We start from the raw sequence: 20,850 nt of genomic DNA, 5'->3' as shown, positions 1-20,850 counted from the left end.
CCATGACGGAAAGCTATAAAAAAATTAAACGGAAAAAAATTTATGAAGAGGTGCAAGATGCCCTTATCGATATGATCAAAAATGGAGAGCTGAAACCCGGTGAGAAACTTCCTTCCGTGGAGCAATTAGCGGATAATTTTCAAGTCGGACGTTCTGCGATCAGGGAAGCGCTCACGTCCCTTCGTGCAATGAATGTGATCGAAATTAAACACGGGGAAGGTACCTATGTAAAAGATTACGAAAGCAGCGCCCTTTTTTCCTCTTTGTCGAACGCCATTTTGCTGCAGCCAAATGATGTCATGAACCTTCTTGAAGTTCGGAAAATTGTCGAGTTCGGTGCCGTGGAGGTTGCCGCAAAAAATTTTACCGAAGAAGATAAGGAAGAAATTCAACAGGCGATTGCGATGATGGAGGAAGAACTCGATCAACCAGGGGAACTCGGTGATGAAGCCGATTGGAAATTTCATATGTCGATCGCAAAAGCGACACACAATCCAATACTCATCGACCTGGTCAATAACATTTCCAATTTAATGATCCATTCTATTAAAGAAACGAGACGTTTGTTCATTGTAAAAGAGCCGGGCTATAAACAGGCATCATATGAAGAACATTCGCGGATTTGCGAGGCCATCATCAACAGAGATCCGGTAGAAGCGAAAAAACAAATGGAAATTCATTTAAATCATGTCGAACGGTTGCTAAAAAGCATATTTCATTAAAAAATGGGGGCCAAAAGCCTCCTTTTCTTTATGTCATCTTATTTATTCGGCCAATTTAACTTCCTGACAAACGTTTATTTTCCAAAAAAGAGTGTTTATTTTCCAAACCGCCTAATGTATTTTCCAAAACAAAATTTTTATTTTCCAAAAGGCCTAATGTATTTTCCAAAACACAAATTTTATTTTCCGAACGACATTATCTATTTTTGTGGATCGATAATTCTCCCTATTTATTAAAGAAAAAGTTTGATATAATGAATTCAATCAAGTCATCAGATGACCTGACTTTTATGAAAAAGGAGGGGTTCGATGAAAGTCAGTTTATTTTCTACATGTTTAGTCGATATGTTTTACCCGAATGTCGGTAAAGCGACCGTTGAGCTGCTGGAGCGCTTCGGGTGTGAAGTGGATTTCCCGGAGGGGCAAGTTTGCTGTGGCCAGCCTGCATATAACAGCGGCTATACAGAAGATGCAAAAAAAGCGATGAAAAATATGATCAAAGCGTTTGAACATGCCGAATATGTCGTTACGCCATCCGGTTCGTGCGCCTATATGTTCAAGGAATATCCGCACGTATTTGAAGACGAGCCCGAATGGAAAGAAAAGGCCGTTCAATTAAAAGAAAAAACGTATGAATTAACGCAATTTCTCGTCCATGTTCTAAAAATTGAAGATGCAGGCGCCTACCTGGAAGGAACGGCAACGTATCATACGAGCTGCCATATGACGAGGTTGCTCGGAGCGAAAAGTGAACCGATTACTTTATTGTCCAATGTTGAAGGACTCCAATATGTTGAGCTTCCGCATAAAGAAAATTGCTGCGGGTTTGGTGGCACATTCTCTGTCAAGATGGGCGACATTTCCGGGCAAATGGTCGATGAAAAAGTAGACTGCATCGTATCAACAAACGCAGACTATTTAGTTGGCTCTGATATGGCCTGCTTAATGAACATTGGCGGACGTCTCGACAGACAGGGGAACAAAGTGAAAGTGATGCACATTGCCGAAGTGTTAAATCAAGTGCCAAAAACGAAAAGGAACGAAGGGAGGTAATGCCAGATGTCCATGAAAATTACCGATGAGACCTTTAAAGCCCGGATCCAAAAAGGACTTGGCAATGAATTTATGCGAGGGGCCGTTTCGTCTGCGCAAAACAGCTTGCAGGGCCGCCGCCTTGGAGCTGCAGAAGAGCTAGGTGACTGGGAAAAGTGGCGTGAGTTAGGGGAACAGATTCGCCAGCATGTACTCGAAAACCTTGATTATTATTTGATGGAGCTCAGTGAAAATGTTGCCAGACGCGGCGGGCATGTTTTCTTTGCGAAAACGAAAGAAGAGGCAAGCGCCTATATCCGGGATATCATCGAAAAGAAAGACGCAAAAAAAATTGTCAAGTCCAAGTCGATGGTAACGGAAGAAATCAATATGAATGAAGCGCTTGAAGCAATTGGCTGCGAAGTGCTGGAGACGGACCTTGGCGAATATATCCTTCAGGTGGACGACCATGATCCTCCTTCGCATATCGTCGCGCCGGCACTTCATAAAAATAAAGACCAGATCCGCGATGTGTTTAAAGAAAAGCTCCATTATGACAAAACGTCAAAACCAGAGGAACTCGCACGTTTTGCCCGTGAAGTCTTGCGCGAAAAGTTTATGGAAGCGGAAGTCGGAATTACGGGCTGCAACTTCGCGGTCGCCAATACCGGTTCGGTCACGCTCGTTACAAATGAAGGGAACGCCGATTTAGTAACAATCATTCCGAAAACGCACATCGCCGTCATGGGTATGGAGCGGATTGTACCGACGCTGGAGGACATGGAAATTTTAGTGAATTTATTGTGCCGGAGTGCGGTCGGCCAGAAATTGACAAGCTATATCACAACATTGACGGGGCCAAAAGATCCGGGCGATGCCGACGGGCCGGAAGAGTTTCACCTTGTGATCGTAGATAATGGCCGAAGTGACATTTTGGCGACGGAATTTAAATCCGTTCTTCAATGTATTCGCTGTGCAGCTTGCGTTAACGTTTGCCCGGTGTACCGCCATATCGGAGGCCACGCCTACGGTTCCATCTACTCTGGTCCGATTGGGGCCGTGCTGAGTCCGCTCCTCGGGGGCTATGACGATTACAAGGAGCTGCCGTACGCTTCTTCGCTTTGCGCTGCATGCACCGATGCCTGTCCGGTGAAAATTCCGCTTCACGAACTGTTGATCAAACATCGGCAAAACATTGTCGCCCGCGAAGGGAAAGCGCCTTTTTCCGAAAAAGTAATGATGAAAGCAATCGGTATGGGAACCGGTTCGCAAACAGCTTATAAAATCGGGTCAAAGCTTGCGCCGCTTGCCACAAAACCGCTTCAAAGCGACAACCGGATTACAAAAGGAATCGGAATGTTGAAAGGCTGGACGGATACGCGCAATCTCCCTGCGCCGGCTAAAGAACAGTTCCGGGATTGGATGAAGAAACGCGGGAAGGAGGGCAAGGACCAATGATAAAAGGATCGATTCAAAATCGCGACTCATTTTTGGATCATATTGCACAAAAACTTGGCCGTCCAAGAAAAGTTTCCGGGGTTGTCCAGCCCGAATACAAGCACGATGTCCATTGGAACGTATTAAAGGATGCGAGCCAGGATGAATTAGTTGAAGTGTTAAAAGAACAATGCAAGAAAATCCATACGGACGTCATTGAAACAGATAAAATGAAGTTGGCCGGAGTCTTGAAAGAGATTGTCGCTCAATTTGGCGGTGGTCCTGTCATTATGCACAATGACGAGCGTCTATCTGAATACGGCCTTTCTCATTTAATAGAAACAGAGTGGCCGAATGAAAATGTGCCTGTCCACATCTGGGATGCGCGATCAGGCGACGAAAATGTGAAGATTGCCGAACAATCGAATGTCGGGATTACGTTTGCCGATTACGCGATGGCGGAATCTGGCACGGTCGTTCTTTGCAGCAATAATAAGAAAGGGCGTGCCGTTAACTTTTTGCCGACAACGTATATTGCCATTATCGAAAAGAGCCGGATCGTGCCCCGCTCGACTCAAGTTGCCCACGACTTGAACCAAAAAGCGGAAAACGGCGAGCCGATCGCTTCGTGCATTAACTTTATTTCCGGTCCGTCAAACTCGGCCGACATCGAAATGAATCTCGTCGTAGGCGTCCACGGCCCGGTAAAAGCAACCTATATTATTGTTTCATAACGATAGAAACTATGCCATTTTTTTAATAGAATACTAGCCCCTATATATCTTCATAATAAGAGGAAAATAAGTAATTTATTTCACAATACTATATTGAAATAAACGGGTTGTTGGATTATGATGGTAAAGACAACAAGAAAAATATGGGGGTGAAGTATTTTTATGAAAAAAGTAGTAGCGATTTTACTTTCTTTAGGATTGTTTTTCGTTTTTTCTGCTGGCTCGCTAGACGTCGCAGAAGCAAAAACGAAGGTTAGAGTATTTAAAAATTGCAAGGAAATGAACAAAGTGTATAAAGGCGGAGTAGCCCGTTCATCTTCCGTTAGAAACAAAGGGGGAAAAACGCACTACAAGCCGTATGTTTCCAAAGCGCTTTACGACGCCAACAGAAACAAGGACCGCGATAAAGACTGGATTGCTTGCGAGCGATAATTATAATCTATGACATTATCAACTAACAAAAGGCCTTTTATCCAAAGGCCTTTTGTTAGTTGTAAAACTCTCATTTCTTAGGCGATATTATTTTCCGAAAGTTATAATCCATAGGTTTAATAATGATAACGGTGAAAAGAGTACAAAGAAAACGATATTTAAAGTAATGGCGGTAATTTTAGTTTTGCTGTTTTTTGCAAATAAAGCAATGATAACACCCACAACTGGGCTTACTGCAATGATAAGAAGGATGAGTTGTAAATAATGATCGTAGTAATATTCTGATGGAGTAATTACGGAATCAATAATTTGAGCAGTTGCTCCGACAGCCAAAAATAAAAATGAAAATATGATAAATTTCTTCACAATTAACCTCCCTCTAAAATGAACCAATTCTGTTGGTTTAATTTTAGAGGGCAGTATGACTTTATTAAAGTACTATCTTTTTCTAGTACCGGAACAAACGATCTAAAACTTCGAGGGGAAAAATCAAAGTAAATAAAAGAACAGTGAAAACTTTGGATATAAAATACATTGTTAGTATGTCCAAAAAGTGACACATATTGTATAAAAAACTTCGCTATCAATTAAAAACCCATTTCTCACGCTAATCTCTATATTTCCGTATTTGAATATCCTGCCAATCGAGCGGTAATTCGTGATCTTTCAAGTGTTTATATTCCAACAGCTTCACTCGGCCAATACCATTAATGTCATAAGTAATCAAATCTTCGCCTACGCTTATATGGGGTCCGATATAAAACATATTCTAATAGTCACGTTTTCATTATTGACAATGGATAACCCCTTTGAAAAAATGTTCATATAAAAACTTCAAAAGCGGTATTGGGGAAAGTTAAGCAAACGAAGGATGTGATGCCATGCTGAAGCCTGTGACGCTTCGTGGCCGCCTTGTCTCATTAGAACCAATGACGGTGGGACACGTGAAAGAGCTCTGCGCAGCTGCTCTTGAGGACAGGTCAACGTATACTTATACGTATGTTCCGGATGGACTGGAAGATACGAAACGTTATATCGAAATTGCTTTGGCGGACTTTTCGAAAGGTCGTGCGTTGCCATTTGTGGTTCGTCACATCGAAACAGGCCGTATTGTCGGAACAACCCGATTTCTTGATCTCGAAGTTTTTTCGTGGCCCCAGAATGGGGTCGATGGATCTTCACCCAGAGATACTATGATACCAACCGTTGCTGAAATAGGAAGTACGTGGTATCAAGCTTCGTTCCAACGCACCGGTGTCAACACGGAGTGCAAACTTCTTATGCTGACGCATGCATTTGAAACGTGGAAGACGATCAGAATCACATTGAAAACCGATGCCCGCAACATCCGTTCCCGAACGGCAATTGAGCGGCTAGGCGCTACTTTTGAAGGGATTCGCAGGGCCCACGTCCCCGCAAGTGATGGCGGTATTAGAGATTCGGCTTATTATTCCATCCTCGCCGAAGAATGGCCGACGGTCCGTACCAACCTCCAAGAGAGACTTCAAAAATGGCTTGAAAAGTAGCACGGAGTAATTCGTTTCATTAGGAACCGCATCTTCATTGAAATTAATGACTCCACATCGATTTCAATATCATGGATGATTTTCGATTTAAAAGAAAAGAAAATCAACTAATTGGACTATGCCGTAACCATAGGATCGGTAGCAATTACAAAAAACAAATTCCTGAATCTCCCAAAAAGGCGGATTCAGGAATTTTGTGTTTAGGCTGCTGGTGGCTTCTGCATCCGTTCAGCCAGCATCAGGATGGAATTGTTCAATGTATCGAGCTTGCCTTCGATCCGGTGCAAGAGATACAACGTGACGACCACCGGGAAGCCGACGTCGCTGATGAGAGAAAGCCATGCTTCCATGAGTAAGCCCCCTTTCCTTATATAATGGTTTGATCTCCAGACAAAAAGAATGGTAGAAAAAAGGGGTTGTCCCATGCTGGTGGAGGATGGATCCAACAGCCGGGGCAGCCCCTTCTTTTATAGGCTGATTTCCGAGACGCTGCGGTCGACGATCTGGGCGCCTTTCTTTTCAACAAAGTCACCGCCGCTTGATGAGAAGACGTTTTGAGCAATGATCGTATCCATTGCTGCTTTCACAGCTGCGGCATCGACCGGTTCCTTCGGTGCATCAAGTGTGACCGTCACTGTTTTTTTGTCCCGGTTCAGAAATTGAAGCGCTAACGTTTTCGCCATTTTTTATCCCTCCTTTTCTTCATATGATGTTAACGTTACGCTAAGATGCTGTACGAGTCGTTTCGCTCGATGGAGTCGAGCGGGTATTGCTGAAGCGCGGCAAGGGCATTCGCAACTGCGTGAAGCTGATCTGTCGTTGCTGTCGTTTTCACTTTGAAGTTTTTGCTTTTAATGATCGGCTTTCCCTTTGGATCGACTCCGGTTTCGAAATTCAAACTCAGCTCAGAATCCATGATGGTTGATGTCGCCATCATCATCACCTCCTTTCATCCTATAAATAGATGGATAGAGAAAAAAAGAGGCATCTTTTTTAAAATTATTTAAAAATTTTTTAAAGGAAAATACTGACAAATGTCGAACTACAGATTATGTCAAAGATTTAACAAAAAAAGCGAAAAAGTTAGCTCAACGCCTTATCAAAATTTATGGGAGTGTCGTGACTCAGAGGAAGGTGGGTATTTATGAGTGCCTTGACCGTAAGCAAAGAAGAGATGATGTTACTTTTAAATGAGTGGTATCAGGAAATTCGTGAACAAAACATACAAAAGTCCAGCCGATTAAAGGATGAGATTAGCCGAAAGATTCAACTGATGGAAATCGATCCGACCCAGACTCTGTTTATCTATTATTCTCTGTTAGAGTTGCGTCAACAATTGTTAGTTGACCATCTTAAGCAGGCGGATAAGGCAATCCAACGGATAAATACGATAGACCAACCTACCGACGACTTCCTGGCCTATTATTATCATTTTTTCAAGGCGCAACACTTTACCATTATTGGTAGCTATAGCGATGCCTGCATTCATTTTGAAAAGGCGGAAGCCCTTTTGGCGTTGGTTCCGGACGAAGTTGAAAAAGCCGAGTTTCATTATAAAGTGGCAAATTATTATTATCATGTTCGCCAGCCGATCCTAGCCATTCATTATGCGAAGAAAGCGAAGGAGTTTTTTGAAGGGCAATTTGGCTATGATCTTAACGTCGCTGCCTGCCAAAATGTTTTAGGATTGGCCTACACATTGCTTAAACAATTTAAGGAAGCGGAAGTCAACTTTCTATCTGCCCTAAATACCGTGCAAAAGATGAACCAGGAGCAACGCGCTGTATTGATCCGCTATAATCTTGGCTTGCTCTATTCTGAACAACAAAACCAATCAGAAGCGGCTATCAGCTTTTTAGAAAAAGTTTATGAGAAACGCTTTAAACTCCATAAAACTGCTTTCCTTCTTGCACGCGAATACTATAAAACAAATAAAAAGGACGCTGCATCACACTTCATCGAAGAAGGGCTAAAGCATTGCCGGGCAGCGAATAATGAGGAATACCGCTTTCATTTTCATATTTTAGCCGCGTTTCATTATGCCCATCAAGATGATCTTGAATTGGAATCCGCCATAAAAGAAGGAATTTCCTACTTTGAAAGAGAAGAATTATGGGGATACGTTCAAGACTACAGTGAACAATTGGCTGAACATTTTTACACAAAAGGAAACTATGAGAAGAGCAGTGATTATTTTCACCTTGCGTTTGTTGCAAAACAAAAACTTTTGGAGAAAGGAGTGGTTGGATGAAACGGATTCTATTCGCGTTGATTCATTGTTCAATCGCCGCCGCCTTGCTTTTTGGCGGGTTCACATTAACCGTTGAGACCCATCAACAGGCAGGCACGGCAGGAACAACTGAACATGGGGAAACATGGTAAGGCCAGACGAATTGGCCTTCTTTTTTTTGTCTTTGAAATAGATAACCCTAAAATGATTTCGTGTTCGGACAATAAGTGCTCTTATTTAGACAATAAATCATCCGGTTTAGACAATAAAATCTTACTTTTGGATAATAAGTGAAAAATAGACTAATTTTTTTATCCAACTGAGGCCGTTTATTGTCCGATAGTATCTATTTATTGTCGGAAATCGACTGTTTATTGTCCAAATGCCATGAAAATAGCCCCCGCTAGGGAAGTTTGATCCTGCTTCTTATCTTTTTAACAGGTGAAAATCTTAGCTGAAGGGGTACTAGAAAGAAAGGGAGTTCATATGACCAATCTATTTTTTGTCCGCCATGCCCATTCCGTTTATACGCCGGACGAACTCGAACGCCCGCTATCAGACAAAGGGCTTCTCGATGCAAAAAGAGTAGCTGATTGTTTAAAATCAAAAAATATAGAGGTCGCCATTTCAAGCCCTTATAAACGTGCGATTCAAACGATTAAAGGGGTGGCCGACCACTTTCACTTAAAAATTCAAATCGAGCCCGGATTAAGGGAAAGGAAGTTGTCAAAAGAGCCGGTTAGCGACTTTCAAACAGCGATTCGCAAAGTGTGGGAAGACCCTGAATTTTGCTTTGAGGGCGGAGAATCGAACATGGTAGCCCAAAAAAGGGGAATCGGGGCAATATTGAAGATTCTCCGCACGTATGAAGGGAAAAACATCGTTCTCGGCACGCACGGGAATCTCATGGTGCTGATTATGAATTATTTTGACCCGCAGTATGATTTTGCATTCTGGCAATCGCTGCAAATGCCGGATATTTATCAGTTAACATTCTCCGGGGAGTCATTGGCCGCCGTAAAGAGAATATGGATCTCCTAAAAAGCGAAGACTGCACCTATTGCAGTCTTCTTTTTTATCATTATTCCAAAAAAATAGACAAAAATTGACCGATTTAAGTATTTACTATCTAAGAAAAATATTGTATGATCTGTAATGATATGTGGGAGTGATGAAGCCAATTCTGTATGTGGGCGCTTAGGATTGGTCGAGCGAGTAGCGCAACCGACCGCTTTCGTTAGTAAAGAAAGGGGTATTTTTTATGCAAGAAAAGAGAGAGAAAATTGTAAAAAAGTCTGGTAGAAAAGCATTACCGTACATACTCGCTGGCTCAATCGCTTTTTCAGCCATTGGCGGAACTGTAGCTTATGCAGCATATCAAGGATCGTTCACCGGGTTGTACAATAAAATTATGAGTCTCGTTTTTCCTGATCTCGAAAAAGAAACGAATGACAAGAAAGATGCTGTTATTCGCCAACTTAGAGAAGATGTGAATAATTTAAACGAAGACGCAAAAAAATCGGTCTCTGATTATAAAGACCAATTAAAGGAAAACAACAAACAACAACTCGACAAATATTATGCAGAGAAAAAAGCGCAAGCAGAAAAGGCCCAAAGACAAGCGATCACGGATAAAAAGAACGACTTGAAAAAAGATGCCAGCGCCCAATTAGATCAGGCGAAGAAAGATATTGATAGTGTAATCGAGAACGAATTTAATAAATAACTCATTTGAAAAAAGTAGAAAAGGAGGCTAAACCTTCTTTTCTACTTTTTTCGTAATTGGGAGTTGTTGCGTTTTGTTTTCGATGGCCGCTTAGATGCGGCCTTCTTTTTTTCAGAAGTCGGGTTTGTTGTCGTAGTCGAGACAGATCCATCCGGATTAACGGTCGTGGTCGTTGTAGCCCCATTTGGATTTGTAGTTGTTATCGTGATGGTCTTATCCGGGTTAACCGTTGTTGTGGTCGTGGTTCCGCCCTTTTGAATCGTCGTTGTTGTGCTGTAGTAAGAAATGGTTTGAATTCCTTCCCCCCTGTTGCTAGACCCGGCGCCTGCATAGTGTTTCTCGGCGTGATTCGGTGAAACGCATTCCACATTGCCAAAATTGACCGTCCCATCCGCTAAATCATTAATCTGAATAAGACCTTTTTTAAAATCAGGCAATCAAAAATCTCCTCTCAAAATATCGTAATAGGTTAGTAACCAAACTTGTCCGTTTCTATATTTTTATTCTAAAATGACAAAAAGGTGAAGTTCCTGTACGCCTAATTAAAGTCTGTTTGGAGATAAGTAAAGCATTTTTTACAGTTGTTCATATAATGATAATAGTAAGATGTACAAGGTGGTGTTATGTATGTTGCTTTCTGAAATTCAGCCGGAGCTGTTATCACGCGAACAAATCACCAATCTTGTTTTTGGCACAAAAGGCGATGACGGAAAAGCGGGGGACTGCATCTTTGTATTTGGCGGGAAAGCGACTCGTCGCGTTGTAAAAGCGGCTGAACTCTACCATAACAAGAGGGCCCCTTATATTATGTTAACAGGTTCGGGCATTCGCTGGGGAAAGAATGAGCAATCAGAAGCCGAGTGGATGCGCGAAAAGCTGCTGAAAATGGGGGTTCCGGATGAGGCCCTGCTTTTAGAAACAGAATCGGCAAATACAACGGAAAATGTGCTGGCCTCGCTGCTCGTTTTGGAGCGTAAAATCGGGTTGGAGAAAATTAAGCGGATTTTAATCGTAAGCTCTCCTTCGCATATGCGCAGGTGCCTGCTTACTCTGCAAACTTACATGCCTTCCTGGATTGAATATTCGATGTGTGAGGCAGACCGGACATCAAAAAATAACTGGTGGGAAAACCCTGACGAAGAAAAAGCCGTCCTTCATGAAGTTGAAGCATTGGCGAAATACTCCCGGCAAGGGATTATAAAAGATGAAGAAGTAGAGATTTGACAGCTGTTTGAAAGGTTCATACATGCTGTCAAATTTTTTTTCATAAAAAAAGATAGCCACTGTGAGAGGACTATCCTGGGAAACGAAAGGGCGCTATAGCGTTTTAATAAGTGGATAAAACCGCTTTGCCGCTCGGGAACCAGCCTTTTGATCCGGCCATTTTTGAATAGCGGTATTTCACTTTTATTTTAATTCCTTTTACCTTTTTCTTTTTAATCAAAGATAAATAGCCTTTCAGTTTTTGAATTTGAGATTCCGATCGTAAACCGATAATAGTAGAGAGCGTTTTCGTGCTGATCGAAATGAATCCGCCATGTAGAACGTTTTTTGCATAAACCGATACACCGGAAGCTAAATTCGTACTTAGTTTTTTGGCGGCAGCCTTCGTCACTTTCGAGCTATGTATTTCCCTTTTAATAATCGAAGCGGACATTTTATACGAAAGCGTTTCAACATCGCCGATTTTAGGGGACTTTCTTGAGGCTTCCGCTGTTTTCATAGAAAACGGGCTAACTAACGAAAAGACTAAAGCAAACATTACAATGACCATCAATTTTTTACCCATATCCTCACCCTTATAAAAGTGGTTTTATACTATTAACGAATTTCAAAAGGGAAATGTTTCACTATTGCAAGAAATTAAAATGTTTCTCTGCTTGTTTTATGTATATGATAGGGATCCTCTTCTTTTTCCTTTTCTATCGTATCACAGTATATTAGTATTTTTACTTAAGTTTTTCTTACTATAGAAATTCGCCAGCCGATTGGAAAGATGAGGATATACGATGTAACTTGTATATTACTTTTTTGTAACTTTTTTTAAAAATAGTGTAGTAGTTGTTCACGCTCATTTCGTCAATAGTATGAAAAGCGGGATTCGCAAGAACAAGGGGGTGAGAGCGATTTGGAGGAACAGTTTGTCAAACAGTTGCTTCAAGGGGATGAGAAGGCATTTGACGAGTTTACGAAGCACTACCGCAACTACTTATTTCGCGTCATTTATTCAGTGCTTCAAAACGAAAAAGATGCGGAAGACGTTCTACAGGAAGTGTTAATGAAAATTCACGGTGCTCTCCCCCGGTACAATGGAAAGGGGTTAAAAACGTGGATCACGAGAATTGCTGTTAATCATTCCATCGATTGGAAAAGGAAGATCGCAAGAAGAAAAGAGGACAGCATGGATGATGAGGCATTGAAGCAACATGCCTCTTCTGGCAAACTCGTCGAACTTCCGTTGTTACATAAAGAAACGAAAGAAGCGGTTCACAGGCACCTTGATGAAATGCCGGGCAATTATCGCGATGTCATCTATGCATTTTACATAGAGGAAAAAAGCTATAAAGAAATCGCAAGCGATCTGAATCTTGAAGTAGCGAATGTGAAAATGAAACTTCACCGGGGACGAAGCTGGATGAAGAAGCATTGGAAGGAGGAGGATTTTAAGTGAACCATTATACAGAGCATGAATGGCAAGCGTATATTCGTAATCAATTACCTGAGAAGATGCGCGAAGAATATGAGTCCCACCTGTATACGTGCGATGATTGCCTTGAGAACTATATGAGGGCTCTTGATTCGCAGACGGATGAAATGCCGACTTACATGGGTGAGGAGGAGCTTCAAGCGCCTGCTGTGAAAAGGCAAGCCGTGCGAAAGAAATCATCTTCCTACCGAACGCTCATTCATTATGGGATTGCAGCTTCAATTACGCTTATGCTTACATCTTCAGGGTTTTTTGCCCACCTTGCATCTTACGTAAATTCAATGCAAGAAAAGCAAGTGGAAAAGAAAGACGGTTCATTTAGCGAAAATATGATGGACAAAACCCTTCACTTGCTTGATTTTATCAATATTCAAAAAAACAAAGGAGGAGATCATAAATGAATCGGCATCCGTTGGCGGCATTTCTCCTGGCGTTCTTCCCCGGAGTCGGCCATTTTTATTTAAACAAAAAAGGAAGAGGAGCTTTATATAGCATCAGTTTTTTTGGCTGTTTGGCTTTGGTTTTTTTTCTTTTCGTGATACATGCGGATGATGGGCCCATTTTGCTTATGGTATTCCTGGTAGCAGCCATCTGGCTCGTTAACATGCTCGATATGATTGTCACCCTTCTAAAAGGGATCTCGATTTCGGGATCAACGGACGGGCAGCTCAGCCCTACCGATCCATCCGAACGTTCGCAGACGATGTTGTTTGGCTTTGTGCCAGGTTTAGGCCACTTTCATTTAGGCTTAATGAACCGCGGGTTGACGTTTATGATTGGCTTTTTCGGACTTATCGTCATGATTCTCTTTGTTGCTGTTATCTCCAATGAAGGCGGGTTTCTTGTTTTTCTCGGCGTTTTGCCAATTGTTTGGATTTACAGCTTTTATGATGTCGTCCAGCAGTTAAATAAAAAACAGCGTGGGGAAGTGCTTTTTGACCGGACGATCCTGGAAGACTTTGAAGAAAAACGGGAAGAAGGGAAGAAGAGCAAAACGATAGCGACCTTGCTTGCGATCTTTCCAGGTGCCGGCCATATGTATTTAGGGCTGCAAAGGCGCGGGTTTCAACTGATGGCTTCCTTCTTGCTTGCCATCTATATTTTAGACGTATTGCATTTGCTGGTCTTTTTGTTCCTTATTCCGTTGCTCTGGTTTTTCAGTTTTTTCGATTGCTTGCAAAAGGCGACTAAACATGGGAAGGAACCGCTCGAGGATGCGCCGCTTATTGCTTATTTTTCCAATCATCAAAAATGGATCGGCATTGTCCTGATCGTGCTCGGAGTGTTTTACCTGTTTGACCATGTCGTCATGCCGGTATTTGGGCCGAAGCTCCAGGCTTTCCTTCACGTCAATGTTCAAATGTTCTATGACGTCTATTTTCAAACGACCATTGTTTCATTTTTAATTATCGCAGGCGGGCTGAAGCTGCTATTTGGCAGTAAAGAAAAGAAGGAGGGGCGTGAACAATGAGGAGATGGCGTGTCGGAACGATCTCAATGGGGCTTTCCCTTGTATTCCTCGGCAGCATTTTGCTTCTGTCCCAATTTAATAAGGATTGGACGTATAATGTGTTTGTCGTCTGGTGGCCGGCTATTTTAATTATTCTTGGTCTGGAAATGCTCATCTATTATTTTTTAAAGAAAGAAGAAAACGCATTGATTACGTATGATTTTTTAAGCATCTTTTTTGTCGCTGTCATCGGCACAATTGGAATCGGGATGACCTTTCTTCAATCCACAGGGTTTATTGATGAACTGAAAAAATCAATCAAAACAGAGTATAAAACGTATGAGTTGCCAGCGTTTAAAAAGGAGCTTGACGGATCGGTGAAAAACGTTGTCCTTGAAGTGGACCAACACGTGAATATCGAAAGTTCTTCAGCGAATGATATACAACTGTTCGGCACGTATTTCGGGGAACAACAGGAGATCCAAACTGCAAAAGACTATGTAACGGCAAAAACGGCCGGCAATACGCTGTATGTCATTATCAAAAATCCGCCGGTTAAAACGGGTATGTTTCAACAAGAAACGAGGATCAATCCGACGATGATCGTCCCGAAAAATGTGAACCTTGACGTTCGCGGGGACCACCAGGGAATAGCTGTCTATCCAAATCAATTGGAAAACGACTGGCGCATCGAGGATGCCGGCCATGTCGCTGTAAGATTGGATGAAAAAGCGAAGATGAACATTAAAGCCGAAACGTATAGCGCCCTTCCAAAAGAGTTAAATTGGATCAATAAGGAAAAAATAGCGGAGGATGGCGATCAATCGCCGATGTACAAAGGGACGTACGGCACTGGAAAGGATGAGCCGACCCTTTCCATTACGAGTAGCGACGAACTTTCTATTCGAAAGTAACAACTTAAGGGAGCCGCATTTTTCTAAGTGAAAATGCGGCTTCACCAATTTAACGATTGCAAGAAGGCATATACATCTTTACATACTTTCTCCCGTTCTTTGCCTAACGTAATGATATGCCCGGATTGTTCATACCACTTCAATTGCTTGATTTCCGAATGGACATGATTATAAAGGATACGGGCACTTTCTTGATATAACGATTCATCCAGACAACCTTGCAACACAAAAATGGGTGAGGAAATGGATGCGAGTTTTTCTCGCGTATGAACAATCAGTTGCTGGAGATGTTTTAAGGAAGGCATTGGCCGCTGTTTCAATTCCTCCAGTTCAGCCCGGATTTGTTCATCATCCTTTCCTTCTATTTTCTTATATTGCTTCGCATAATTCAGTACACGCAAATATAAGTCGTCCAGGCTTTTTTCTTGAATAGGGGCGCACATCGAAACAATGCCCTTTACCGGCAATTCCGCGCCGATTTTTAAAGAGAATACTCCTCCTAAAGAAACGCCTGCCACGGCAATGTCCGAAAACCCTTCAGCTTCAAGAAAATGATAGCCGTCAAGCGCGTCCTGCCACCATTCATCCGGACCAGTTTGAATGAGCTCGTCCGGTCCCGATCCATGCCCTTTATATAAAGGCGCATGGCACGTAAACCCGCGCTCGTGTAAATAGTTCCCTAACATTTTGACATCGATCGTACTGCCCGTAAACCCGTGCAGCAAAAGAACGGCTTTATTCCCGCCTCTATATGTAAACGGCTTTGGAGAAATGATCTTCATGATTTTTACCTCCTTTGCTGTTATCTTATCATTTCTTTTTTGTTGTATATGGGAGAAGATTAATTTAGAATAGATTGAAAATTTCATAAAGGAGAGAGGAATATGGATCTTTCTACAATTCTTTCATTTCTCGGAGTATCGATGCTGTTGACGATTGCGCCAGGGCCAGACAACCTTTTTGTTGTCATGCAAAGCGTCTCTTATGGGAAAAAAGCGGGGCTTGCGACAGCTTTTGGCCTGTGTTCGGGGATTACGGTCCATACGACGGCCGCTGCACTCGGAATTTCCGCCATTTTGTATCATTCTAATGTTGCCTTTCAAATGATCAAATACATTGGCGCATTCTATTTACTCTATATGGCATGGCAGTCTCTTCGCGAAGCAAGAAAGCCGCCGAAAGCTGAAAAGGTGAAAAAACAAAGCCTTCCCGCATTGTACCGGAGGGGCATATTCATGAATGTATTAAATCCGAAAGTATCGCTCTTCTTCCTGGCGTTTCTTCCGCAATTCGTCACGCCGGACGCTGGCAGCCCCGTTAGCCAGATGATTGTACTCGGACTTCTGTTTATGGCGCAAACGATTGTTATATTTTCTTTCATCGCATTATTTTCGGGCAGCTTTGGCCGGAGTCTCCTGGAAAAGCCAGAGGTAGCCCGTGCCATCAACTATGCGAAAGCATCTATTTTCTCAATCATCGGGGTCCGTCTGGCGTTAATGAGTAAATAAATCAGGGCTTTGGAAAATAAAATGGGGGTTTCGGAAAATAAATTTTAAGTTTTGGAAAATAAAATTTGCTTTTTGGAAAATAAATGACGAGTTTCGGAAAATAAAAAATGAATTTTGGAAAATAACGCCGTGAATCAAGCCTCTTTTTCATACTCCCGCTCGAAAATAGGCATAATTTCCCCGATTTGCTACATGCTATGAACAGATTTTATGAAGTGATCTAAAAGGGTGATGATAATGAGCGGGCATTGGGTTTCTTTAATTCCTTTTATTGTTGTGATTCTGCTGGTGATTTTTACAAAACGTGTATTGACTTCGTTAACTTTAGGTTTAATTGCGGGCGGTTATTTGCTTCATCCGAGTCCGGTCGGTGGCATCCATGCGGTTGTCGACCATATTGTCAAAGCGCTCTCCGATCAAATTAACCTTAAAGTAGCGATGTTTTTATACCTTTTTACCGCACTCGTTGGCATCATGAAACATACAGGCGGGATCAAAGGATTTGTAAGATGGGTTAGCGACCGTATTAAAACAAAGCGTGGCACGCTCATTATTACGTGGCTGTCCACACTCGGCACATTTAGTGCGCCAAGTTTCAGGATGGTTACCGTAGGGCCGATTATGCGGGCATTGCTGGATAAAATCAAAATGAGCGGCAAAGAGTTAGGCTTCATCATTGATTTGACCGGAACGAATGTCATCTCGCTTATTCCGATCGCGACGGCGTTTGTCGGGTATATGACATCGGTCATTAAACAGTCGCTTTCTTATCAACATATACAAGCGGACCCTTATATGTTGTATATAAAAAGCATTCCTTTTAACTTTTTTTCATTTGCCATCATACTCGTCGGGCTTTATTTAAGCTTTTTTCATCATTCCAAAAAGAAAGTGGAGAAAAATGAAGACCCGCAAAATATGAAGCAAGCAGAAGCGAAAGGGTGGGAAGATTGCCATCCGGTCGTCGCAAAAGATTTGCCGGAAAAACCATTGAATCTTCTAATCCCGCTTATTCTCGTTATCGGGTTGACGCTGTTTTTAACGTGGTACAGCGGGCATGCGAAAGGTTTTCATGGCTTTAAAGCGTTTGTTAAAGCGGATGTCCTTGATGAAATGCTTGTCGCCTTAATTAGCACCATCATTTTATCGTTTATCTTTTTTATGTGCCAGAAGTTTAAGTTAGATAAATTGCTTAAAGAGTTTGTGAACGGCGGCAATGAATTGATGAATGTCATTATGTTGCTGTCAGTGATCTGGGCATTATCATTAGTGACGAATGAACTCGGCTTTGCGGATTTTGTTTCCCATCATGTCAGCTGGATTCCGACCGCTTTCGTTCCTCCGGTTTTATTTTTACTCGGGGCGGCCATTTCTTATTTTATCGGTTCTTCGCTCGGCACCTGGGGGATATTGATGCCGCTTGGCGTCTCATTGGCACACGTTTCAGGAGCGCCACTTCCGCTTGTCATCGGGGCCGTCTTTGCAAGCGGCGGCTTCGGTTCATTTTCGTCTCCGCTAAGCGATGATACAAACACAATGGCCGGGATTCTCGATTTAGAAGTCATTTCCTATGCCAACTATAAACTGAAAGCCGGGCTCGTTGCGGCCGCAATCGCAACGGTTGCCTACGGACTCGCTGCATTTTTCCTTAAATAATAGACTGAATCTGGTTCACGAACCATTGATTTAGCGATATACTGAACATAAAGTCCGCTTTTCGAAAGGGGAATGGTATGAAAAAGTATAACGAACCTGTTAACCTTCGCGAATTTGCGCTTTCCGAAGCCCTATCGCTGCTTTTTTGGGGCGCCCTAAAAGGAATGGTAAAAGCGGTAAAATGTATTTTTCATTAGTAAAGAATATGTTCTCTTCCTCAGAGGGAAGAAGTGATCATTTTTTGATTGAAATGAAGTGGATTTTGTCGTATAATAGTCATTGCGTCAGATGGTGTTTTAACGCCGTCTCTTTTTTCGATAAAAAATTCAAGCGCTCGTAGCTCAGCTGGATAGAGCGGCGGTTTCCGGTACCGCGTCTGCCGGGGGTTCGAATCCCTTCGAGCGCGCCATATTACTTCTTGTTATAAGGCTTTTCTTAGACGGGAAGTGGCTCAGCTTGGTAGAGCACCACGTTCGGGACGTGGGGGTCGCAGGTTCAAATCCTGTCTTCCCGACCAGTATTACATAAAAAATCATCTTGCGGTATTTCGGCAGTTTGCTGAAATGCCGCTTTTTTGTTTGTGGAAAAGAAAACCCCTGGCAAGGCCTAGGGTTCCAAAAAGCTTTCAGCGTGGTATTAAAAAACTCCCCTGTGGTGCTAAAAATTTTTGGTTCGTCAGCCAAAATATTAGCATACAGAGGAGTTTTTATGTCCAAAGACACTAATAGTTTAGCACACACGAAATGGAATTGTAAGTATCACATCGTATTTGCCCCAAAGTACAGAAGGCAAATCATTTATGGGAAAATCAAAAAGGACATACGAGAAATACTGCGCACTCTATGTGAGAGAAAGGGTGTAGAGATTATCGAAGCAACAGCATGTAAAGATCACATACATATGTTGGTAAGTATTCCCCCTAAGATAAGTGTGTCCGCATTTGTAGGATAGTTAAAAGGAAAAAGCAGTTTGATGATATTTCATCGTCATGCCAATTTGAAATACCGGTACGGGAACCGAAAATTTTGGTGTACCGGATATGATGTGGATACAGTGGGAAGAAACAAGAAGGTGATAGAAGAATATATACGTAACCAGATCCAGGATGATATAGTCGCAGAACAATTAACGATGATGGAATATATTGATCCATTACAGGTGAAGAGGTAAAGAAAATAAGTAGGAGGCCTTTGAGGCCTGGCCAGTAGAAGTAGTACACCTGGCGAACCATTCAGTAGCCCTTTAGGGTTTGGTCAGTAACAAAGGCTTCCAGCCTAGAGAAAACCACCCGTTATCACTAAAATGTACCCTATAGAGTAGACACATAAAAAAAGCCTACCTATAGGGTACATTTTTGTATAATAAAGAAATACAACTAGAGAAATCAGCATGGAGACGGAGAAATTATGAGTAAAAAAATTTTTACAGAAAAAGAAGTTAAACTACTATTATCTAATCAATACGTAAAATCCGTAAGTTCAAAAGGGATCACTTATACTGATGAATTTAAGCATGTATTTATGGCTGAAAAAGAGAAGGGCAAATTTGCGAGAGAAATATTTGAAGATTGTGGGTTTGATGCTGAAATTTTGGGGACAGAAAGAATTAAATCTGCGAGTAAGAGATGGCAAAAGGCTTACAAGAAAAACGGGATTATGGGCTTACGTGACTCTAGAGCTGGGAATTCAGGGCGCCCAAGAGAAAGAGAACTTACTCTAGAGGAGACAAATGCTCGTTTAGAGGCAGAAATAAACTTATTAAAAGCAGAAAATGAACTGTTAAAAAAGATTCGTTTTGCAGAAAGGGGGATGAGGAAATAGTACTTCCCCCTAGCCAAAAGTATGTCCTTATTCGTTCGGTGATTGAAAAATATCAATTAAAACATATGGTGAAGTACCTATGTGAAATAGCAGGTGTTTCAAGAAGTGGCTATTATAATTATTTTTCAGCGAAGTCACAAGAACAAAGAAAGCGAAAAAATGAAAAAGATGAGGAAATTAAGGAGATTATTTTAAAAGCATTTCACTTCAAAAGACGTAAGAAAGGGGCACGTCAAATCAAAATGACTTTGGCGGGTCAATTTAATGTTGTCTATAATTTGAAGCGTATTCGACGTATCATGAAGAAATACGGCATTATTTGCCCCATCAGAAAGGCAAACCCTTATAAACGAATGATGAAGGCTACACAGGAACACCGAGTTGCCCCAAACCTATTGAATCGACAATTTAAGCAGGATGTACCCGGAAAAGTTCTTCTTACTGATATCACTTATTTATTTTACGGGAAAGGTCAAAAAGCTTATTTATCAACGATTAAAGATGCTTCCACCAATGAAATCGTAGCTTATAATGTTTCAGATCGCCTGACAATCGATTTGGCAACAGACACGCTAAAAAAATTAAAGAAAAATAGAAATTTCAAGAAAGCAAAAGATGCCTTAATTCACTCGGATCAAGGCTTCCATTATACACACCCTAACTTCCAAAAATCGGTGAAAAGTTTAGGGTTACGCCAATCTATGTCAAGAAGAGGAAACTGTTGGGATAATGCCCCTCAAGAATCATTTTTTGGTCATTTCAAGGATGAGGCATATATAAAGCCTTGTTCAACCTTGGATGAATTAAAACGTGAAATTAAACAATACATGACGTATTACAATCGTTACAGATACCAATGGAATTTAAAAAAGATGACCCCTGTTCAATACAGAGATCATCTTTCTAAAACTGCCTAGGCTTTTTTTAAAATGTCCTTTACAAAGGGTACACTTCAC

The 20,850-nt window shown here is 41.8% G+C and carries 25 protein-coding genes, 2 tRNA genes, 1 pseudogene and 1 riboswitch; of the genes and pseudogenes, 21 read left to right on the top strand and 7 right to left on the bottom strand.

Going from position 1 to position 20,850, the window contains the following annotated elements; genetic code table 11:
• Positions 1–2 precede the first annotated feature (2 nt).
• The 5 genes from H538_RS0115635 (at position 3) to H538_RS0115610 (ending at position 4,357) form a co-directional block, all read left to right on the top strand.
• The gene (locus tag H538_RS0115635) at positions 3–722 is read left to right on the top strand and encodes a FadR/GntR family transcriptional regulator (RefSeq protein ID WP_026678407.1); all 720 of its coding nucleotides are present in this window, start codon (positions 3–5) and stop codon (positions 720–722) included.
• A 309-nt stretch (positions 723–1,031) separates the two neighbouring features.
• Positions 1,032–1,775 carry a (Fe-S)-binding protein gene (locus H538_RS24065; protein WP_051291512.1) on the top strand — a complete coding sequence of 248 codons (744 nt, stop codon included), beginning with the start codon at positions 1,032–1,034 and terminating at the stop codon, positions 1,773–1,775.
• Positions 1,776–1,781: 6 nt separating this feature from the next.
• Positions 1,782–3,212, top strand: coding sequence for a LutB/LldF family L-lactate oxidation iron-sulfur protein (locus tag H538_RS0115620; RefSeq protein WP_026678405.1), 1,431 nt, complete (start codon positions 1,782–1,784; stop codon positions 3,210–3,212).
• Entirely contained in the window at positions 3,212–3,925 is a 714-nt protein-coding gene (locus H538_RS0115615; protein WP_026678404.1) for a LutC/YkgG family protein, read from the top strand. Before H538_RS0115620 ends, H538_RS0115615 begins: the two co-directional genes overlap by 1 nt.
• 162 nt (positions 3,926–4,087) lie before the next feature.
• The gene (locus tag H538_RS0115610; protein ID WP_026678403.1) at positions 4,088–4,357 is read left to right on the top strand and encodes an excalibur calcium-binding domain-containing protein; all 270 of its coding nucleotides are present in this window, start codon (positions 4,088–4,090) and stop codon (positions 4,355–4,357) included.
• Between the two features lie 87 nt (positions 4,358–4,444).
• Here H538_RS0115610 and H538_RS0115605 read toward each other — a convergent pair whose 3' ends face one another.
• Positions 4,445–4,723, bottom strand: coding sequence for a hypothetical protein (locus H538_RS0115605; protein WP_026678402.1), 279 nt, complete (start codon positions 4,721–4,723; stop codon positions 4,445–4,447).
• A gap of 515 nt (positions 4,724–5,238) precedes the next feature.
• On the opposite strand from H538_RS0115605, the gene H538_RS0115600 reads away from it, so the two are divergent.
• Positions 5,239–5,883, top strand: a complete 645-nt coding sequence (locus tag H538_RS0115600; RefSeq protein WP_026678401.1) for a GNAT family N-acetyltransferase — start codon at positions 5,239–5,241, stop codon at positions 5,881–5,883.
• 200 nt (positions 5,884–6,083) lie between these two features.
• Here H538_RS0115600 and H538_RS0115595 read toward each other — a convergent pair whose 3' ends face one another.
• The 3 genes from H538_RS0115595 to H538_RS0115585 all read right to left on the bottom strand — a co-directional run bounded on the left by H538_RS0115595 (position 6,084) and on the right by H538_RS0115585 (position 6,817).
• Positions 6,084–6,233 carry a YvrJ family protein gene (locus tag H538_RS0115595; RefSeq protein WP_026678400.1) on the bottom strand — a complete coding sequence of 50 codons (150 nt, stop codon included), beginning with the start codon at positions 6,231–6,233 and terminating at the stop codon, positions 6,084–6,086.
• A 117-nt stretch (positions 6,234–6,350) separates the two neighbouring features.
• Positions 6,351–6,566: a DUF2922 domain-containing protein gene (locus H538_RS0115590; protein WP_026678399.1), complete on the bottom strand. Its 216-nt coding sequence runs from the start codon at positions 6,564–6,566 to the stop codon at positions 6,351–6,353.
• Between the two features lie 35 nt (positions 6,567–6,601).
• Entirely contained in the window at positions 6,602–6,817 is a 216-nt protein-coding gene (locus H538_RS0115585; protein ID WP_026678398.1) for a DUF1659 domain-containing protein, read from the bottom strand.
• Between the two features lie 210 nt (positions 6,818–7,027).
• On the opposite strand from H538_RS0115585, the gene H538_RS0115580 reads away from it, so the two are divergent.
• The 4 genes from H538_RS0115580 (at position 7,028) to H538_RS26180 (ending at position 9,839) form a co-directional block, all read left to right on the top strand.
• Positions 7,028–8,134, top strand: a complete 1,107-nt coding sequence (locus H538_RS0115580; protein WP_026678397.1) for a response regulator aspartate phosphatase — start codon at positions 7,028–7,030, stop codon at positions 8,132–8,134.
• Positions 8,131–8,265, top strand: a complete 135-nt coding sequence (locus H538_RS26975) for a hypothetical protein (protein ID WP_281172195.1) — start codon at positions 8,131–8,133, stop codon at positions 8,263–8,265. The genes H538_RS0115580 and H538_RS26975 overlap by 4 nt, the downstream gene beginning before the upstream one ends.
• A gap of 334 nt (positions 8,266–8,599) precedes the next feature.
• Positions 8,600–9,154 carry a histidine phosphatase family protein gene (locus tag H538_RS0115570; protein ID WP_026678396.1) on the top strand — a complete coding sequence of 185 codons (555 nt, stop codon included), beginning with the start codon at positions 8,600–8,602 and terminating at the stop codon, positions 9,152–9,154.
• A gap of 114 nt (positions 9,155–9,268) precedes the next feature.
• Positions 9,269–9,351, top strand: a riboswitch (cyclic di-GMP riboswitch).
• Between the two features lie 23 nt (positions 9,352–9,374).
• Entirely contained in the window at positions 9,375–9,839 is a 465-nt protein-coding gene (locus tag H538_RS26180; protein WP_026678395.1) for a hypothetical protein, read from the top strand.
• A 41-nt stretch (positions 9,840–9,880) separates the two neighbouring features.
• Here the strand turns inward: H538_RS26180 and H538_RS24060 are convergent, their stop codons facing one another.
• Positions 9,881–10,276 carry a spore germination protein gene (locus tag H538_RS24060; RefSeq protein WP_035351118.1) on the bottom strand — a complete coding sequence of 132 codons (396 nt, stop codon included), beginning with the start codon at positions 10,274–10,276 and terminating at the stop codon, positions 9,881–9,883.
• A 190-nt stretch (positions 10,277–10,466) separates the two neighbouring features.
• Between H538_RS24060 and H538_RS0115555 the strand changes: the two genes are divergently transcribed.
• Positions 10,467–11,063 (top strand): YdcF family protein, encoded by a 597-nt coding sequence (locus H538_RS0115555; RefSeq protein WP_026678394.1) that lies wholly within the window; start codon positions 10,467–10,469, stop codon positions 11,061–11,063.
• 103 nt (positions 11,064–11,166) lie between these two features.
• Here H538_RS0115555 and H538_RS0115550 read toward each other — a convergent pair whose 3' ends face one another.
• Positions 11,167–11,628, bottom strand: a complete 462-nt coding sequence (locus tag H538_RS0115550) for a hypothetical protein (RefSeq protein ID WP_026678393.1) — start codon at positions 11,626–11,628, stop codon at positions 11,167–11,169.
• Between the two features lie 339 nt (positions 11,629–11,967).
• Here H538_RS0115550 and H538_RS0115545 point away from each other — a divergent pair, with 339 nt between their 5' ends.
• Genes H538_RS0115545 through H538_RS0115530 form a run of 4 tightly spaced genes read left to right on the top strand, consistent with a single transcriptional unit; the run spans position 11,968 to position 14,910 of the window.
• Positions 11,968–12,510, top strand: coding sequence for an RNA polymerase sigma factor (locus H538_RS0115545; RefSeq protein WP_026678392.1), 543 nt, complete (start codon positions 11,968–11,970; stop codon positions 12,508–12,510).
• The gene (locus H538_RS0115540) at positions 12,507–12,947 is read left to right on the top strand and encodes an anti-sigma factor family protein (RefSeq protein WP_026678391.1); all 441 of its coding nucleotides are present in this window, start codon (positions 12,507–12,509) and stop codon (positions 12,945–12,947) included. Before H538_RS0115545 ends, H538_RS0115540 begins: the two co-directional genes overlap by 4 nt.
• Complete coding sequence (locus H538_RS0115535; protein WP_026678390.1) at positions 12,944–14,017, top strand: hypothetical protein; 1,074 nt, start codon at positions 12,944–12,946, stop codon at positions 14,015–14,017. The genes H538_RS0115540 and H538_RS0115535 overlap by 4 nt, the downstream gene beginning before the upstream one ends.
• Positions 14,014–14,910 (top strand): LiaF transmembrane domain-containing protein, encoded by an 897-nt coding sequence (locus H538_RS0115530; RefSeq protein ID WP_026678389.1) that lies wholly within the window; start codon positions 14,014–14,016, stop codon positions 14,908–14,910. Before H538_RS0115535 ends, H538_RS0115530 begins: the two co-directional genes overlap by 4 nt.
• A 41-nt stretch (positions 14,911–14,951) precedes the next feature.
• On the opposite strand, the gene H538_RS0115525 is transcribed toward H538_RS0115530, so the two are convergent.
• Positions 14,952–15,692, bottom strand: a complete 741-nt coding sequence (locus tag H538_RS0115525; protein WP_026678388.1) for an alpha/beta hydrolase — start codon at positions 15,690–15,692, stop codon at positions 14,952–14,954.
• A 102-nt stretch (positions 15,693–15,794) separates the two neighbouring features.
• Between H538_RS0115525 and H538_RS0115520 the strand changes: the two genes are divergently transcribed.
• From H538_RS0115520 to H538_RS25650, 6 genes and pseudogenes are all read left to right on the top strand, one after another.
• On the top strand, positions 15,795–16,418 hold the full coding sequence (locus H538_RS0115520) for a LysE family translocator (RefSeq protein ID WP_026678387.1): 624 nt from the start codon (positions 15,795–15,797) through the stop codon (positions 16,416–16,418).
• Between the two features lie 237 nt (positions 16,419–16,655).
• Positions 16,656–18,074, top strand: a complete 1,419-nt coding sequence (locus tag H538_RS0115510; protein WP_026678386.1) for a Na+/H+ antiporter NhaC family protein — start codon at positions 16,656–16,658, stop codon at positions 18,072–18,074.
• A 330-nt stretch (positions 18,075–18,404) separates the two neighbouring features.
• Positions 18,405–18,483 (top strand) — tRNA-Arg (locus H538_RS0115500).
• A gap of 31 nt (positions 18,484–18,514) precedes the next feature.
• Positions 18,515–18,591: transfer RNA gene (locus H538_RS0115495), tRNA-Pro, on the top strand.
• Between the two features lie 191 nt (positions 18,592–18,782).
• A pseudogene (tnpA, locus tag H538_RS26595) lies at positions 18,783–19,282 on the top strand (IS200/IS605 family transposase).
• Between the two features lie 198 nt (positions 19,283–19,480).
• Positions 19,481–20,811, top strand: a protein-coding gene (locus H538_RS25650; protein WP_245595249.1) for an IS3 family transposase whose coding sequence is annotated in 2 segments (ribosomal slippage) — positions 19,481–19,853 and positions 19,853–20,811 — 1,332 coding nt in all. Because the reading frame shifts where the segments join, the coding sequence is not laid out codon by codon here.
• The last annotated feature ends 39 nt before the right edge of the window (positions 20,812–20,850 follow it).

The organism is Fictibacillus gelatini DSM 15865 (genome assembly GCF_000430745.1).
Classification (GTDB): Bacteria; Bacillota; Bacilli; order Bacillales; family Fictibacillaceae; genus Fictibacillus_A; species Fictibacillus_A gelatini.
Note: the sequence above shows the minus strand (reverse complement) of the source record. Positions and strands in the feature narration are given on the sequence as shown.

Bases quoted from the DNA above. Each gene is read 5' to 3' on its own strand.
- H538_RS0115510 (WP_026678386.1), top strand. From the start codon at position 16,656: ATGAGCGGGCATTGGGTTTCTTTAATTCCTTTTATTGTTGTGATTCTG.
- H538_RS0115600 (WP_026678401.1), top strand. From the start codon at position 5,239: ATGCTGAAGCCTGTGACGCTTCGTGGCCGCCTTGTCTCATTAGAACCA.
- H538_RS0115550 (WP_026678393.1), bottom strand. From the start codon at position 11,628: ATGGGTAAAAAATTGATGGTCATTGTAATGTTTGCTTTAGTCTTTTCG.
- H538_RS0115570 (WP_026678396.1), top strand. From the start codon at position 8,600: ATGACCAATCTATTTTTTGTCCGCCATGCCCATTCCGTTTATACGCCG.
- H538_RS0115525 (WP_026678388.1), bottom strand. From the start codon at position 15,692: ATGAAGATCATTTCTCCAAAGCCGTTTACATATAGAGGCGGGAATAAA.
- H538_RS24065 (WP_051291512.1), top strand. From the start codon at position 1,032: ATGAAAGTCAGTTTATTTTCTACATGTTTAGTCGATATGTTTTACCCG.
- H538_RS0115610 (WP_026678403.1), top strand. From the start codon at position 4,088: ATGAAAAAAGTAGTAGCGATTTTACTTTCTTTAGGATTGTTTTTCGTT.
- H538_RS0115635 (WP_026678407.1), top strand. From the start codon at position 3: ATGACGGAAAGCTATAAAAAAATTAAACGGAAAAAAATTTATGAAGAG.
- H538_RS26180 (WP_026678395.1), top strand. From the start codon at position 9,375: ATGCAAGAAAAGAGAGAGAAAATTGTAAAAAAGTCTGGTAGAAAAGCA.
- H538_RS0115535 (WP_026678390.1), top strand. From the start codon at position 12,944: ATGAATCGGCATCCGTTGGCGGCATTTCTCCTGGCGTTCTTCCCCGGA.
- H538_RS0115595 (WP_026678400.1), bottom strand. From the start codon at position 6,233: ATGGAAGCATGGCTTTCTCTCATCAGCGACGTCGGCTTCCCGGTGGTC.
- H538_RS0115530 (WP_026678389.1), top strand. From the start codon at position 14,014: ATGAGGAGATGGCGTGTCGGAACGATCTCAATGGGGCTTTCCCTTGTA.
- H538_RS0115520 (WP_026678387.1), top strand. From the start codon at position 15,795: ATGGATCTTTCTACAATTCTTTCATTTCTCGGAGTATCGATGCTGTTG.
- H538_RS0115620 (WP_026678405.1), top strand. From the start codon at position 1,782: ATGTCCATGAAAATTACCGATGAGACCTTTAAAGCCCGGATCCAAAAA.
- H538_RS0115585 (WP_026678398.1), bottom strand. From the start codon at position 6,817: ATGGCGACATCAACCATCATGGATTCTGAGCTGAGTTTGAATTTCGAA.
- H538_RS0115555 (WP_026678394.1), top strand. From the start codon at position 10,467: ATGTTGCTTTCTGAAATTCAGCCGGAGCTGTTATCACGCGAACAAATC.
- H538_RS0115590 (WP_026678399.1), bottom strand. From the start codon at position 6,566: ATGGCGAAAACGTTAGCGCTTCAATTTCTGAACCGGGACAAAAAAACA.
- H538_RS0115580 (WP_026678397.1), top strand. From the start codon at position 7,028: ATGAGTGCCTTGACCGTAAGCAAAGAAGAGATGATGTTACTTTTAAAT.
- H538_RS26975 (WP_281172195.1), top strand. From the start codon at position 8,131: ATGAAACGGATTCTATTCGCGTTGATTCATTGTTCAATCGCCGCCGCC.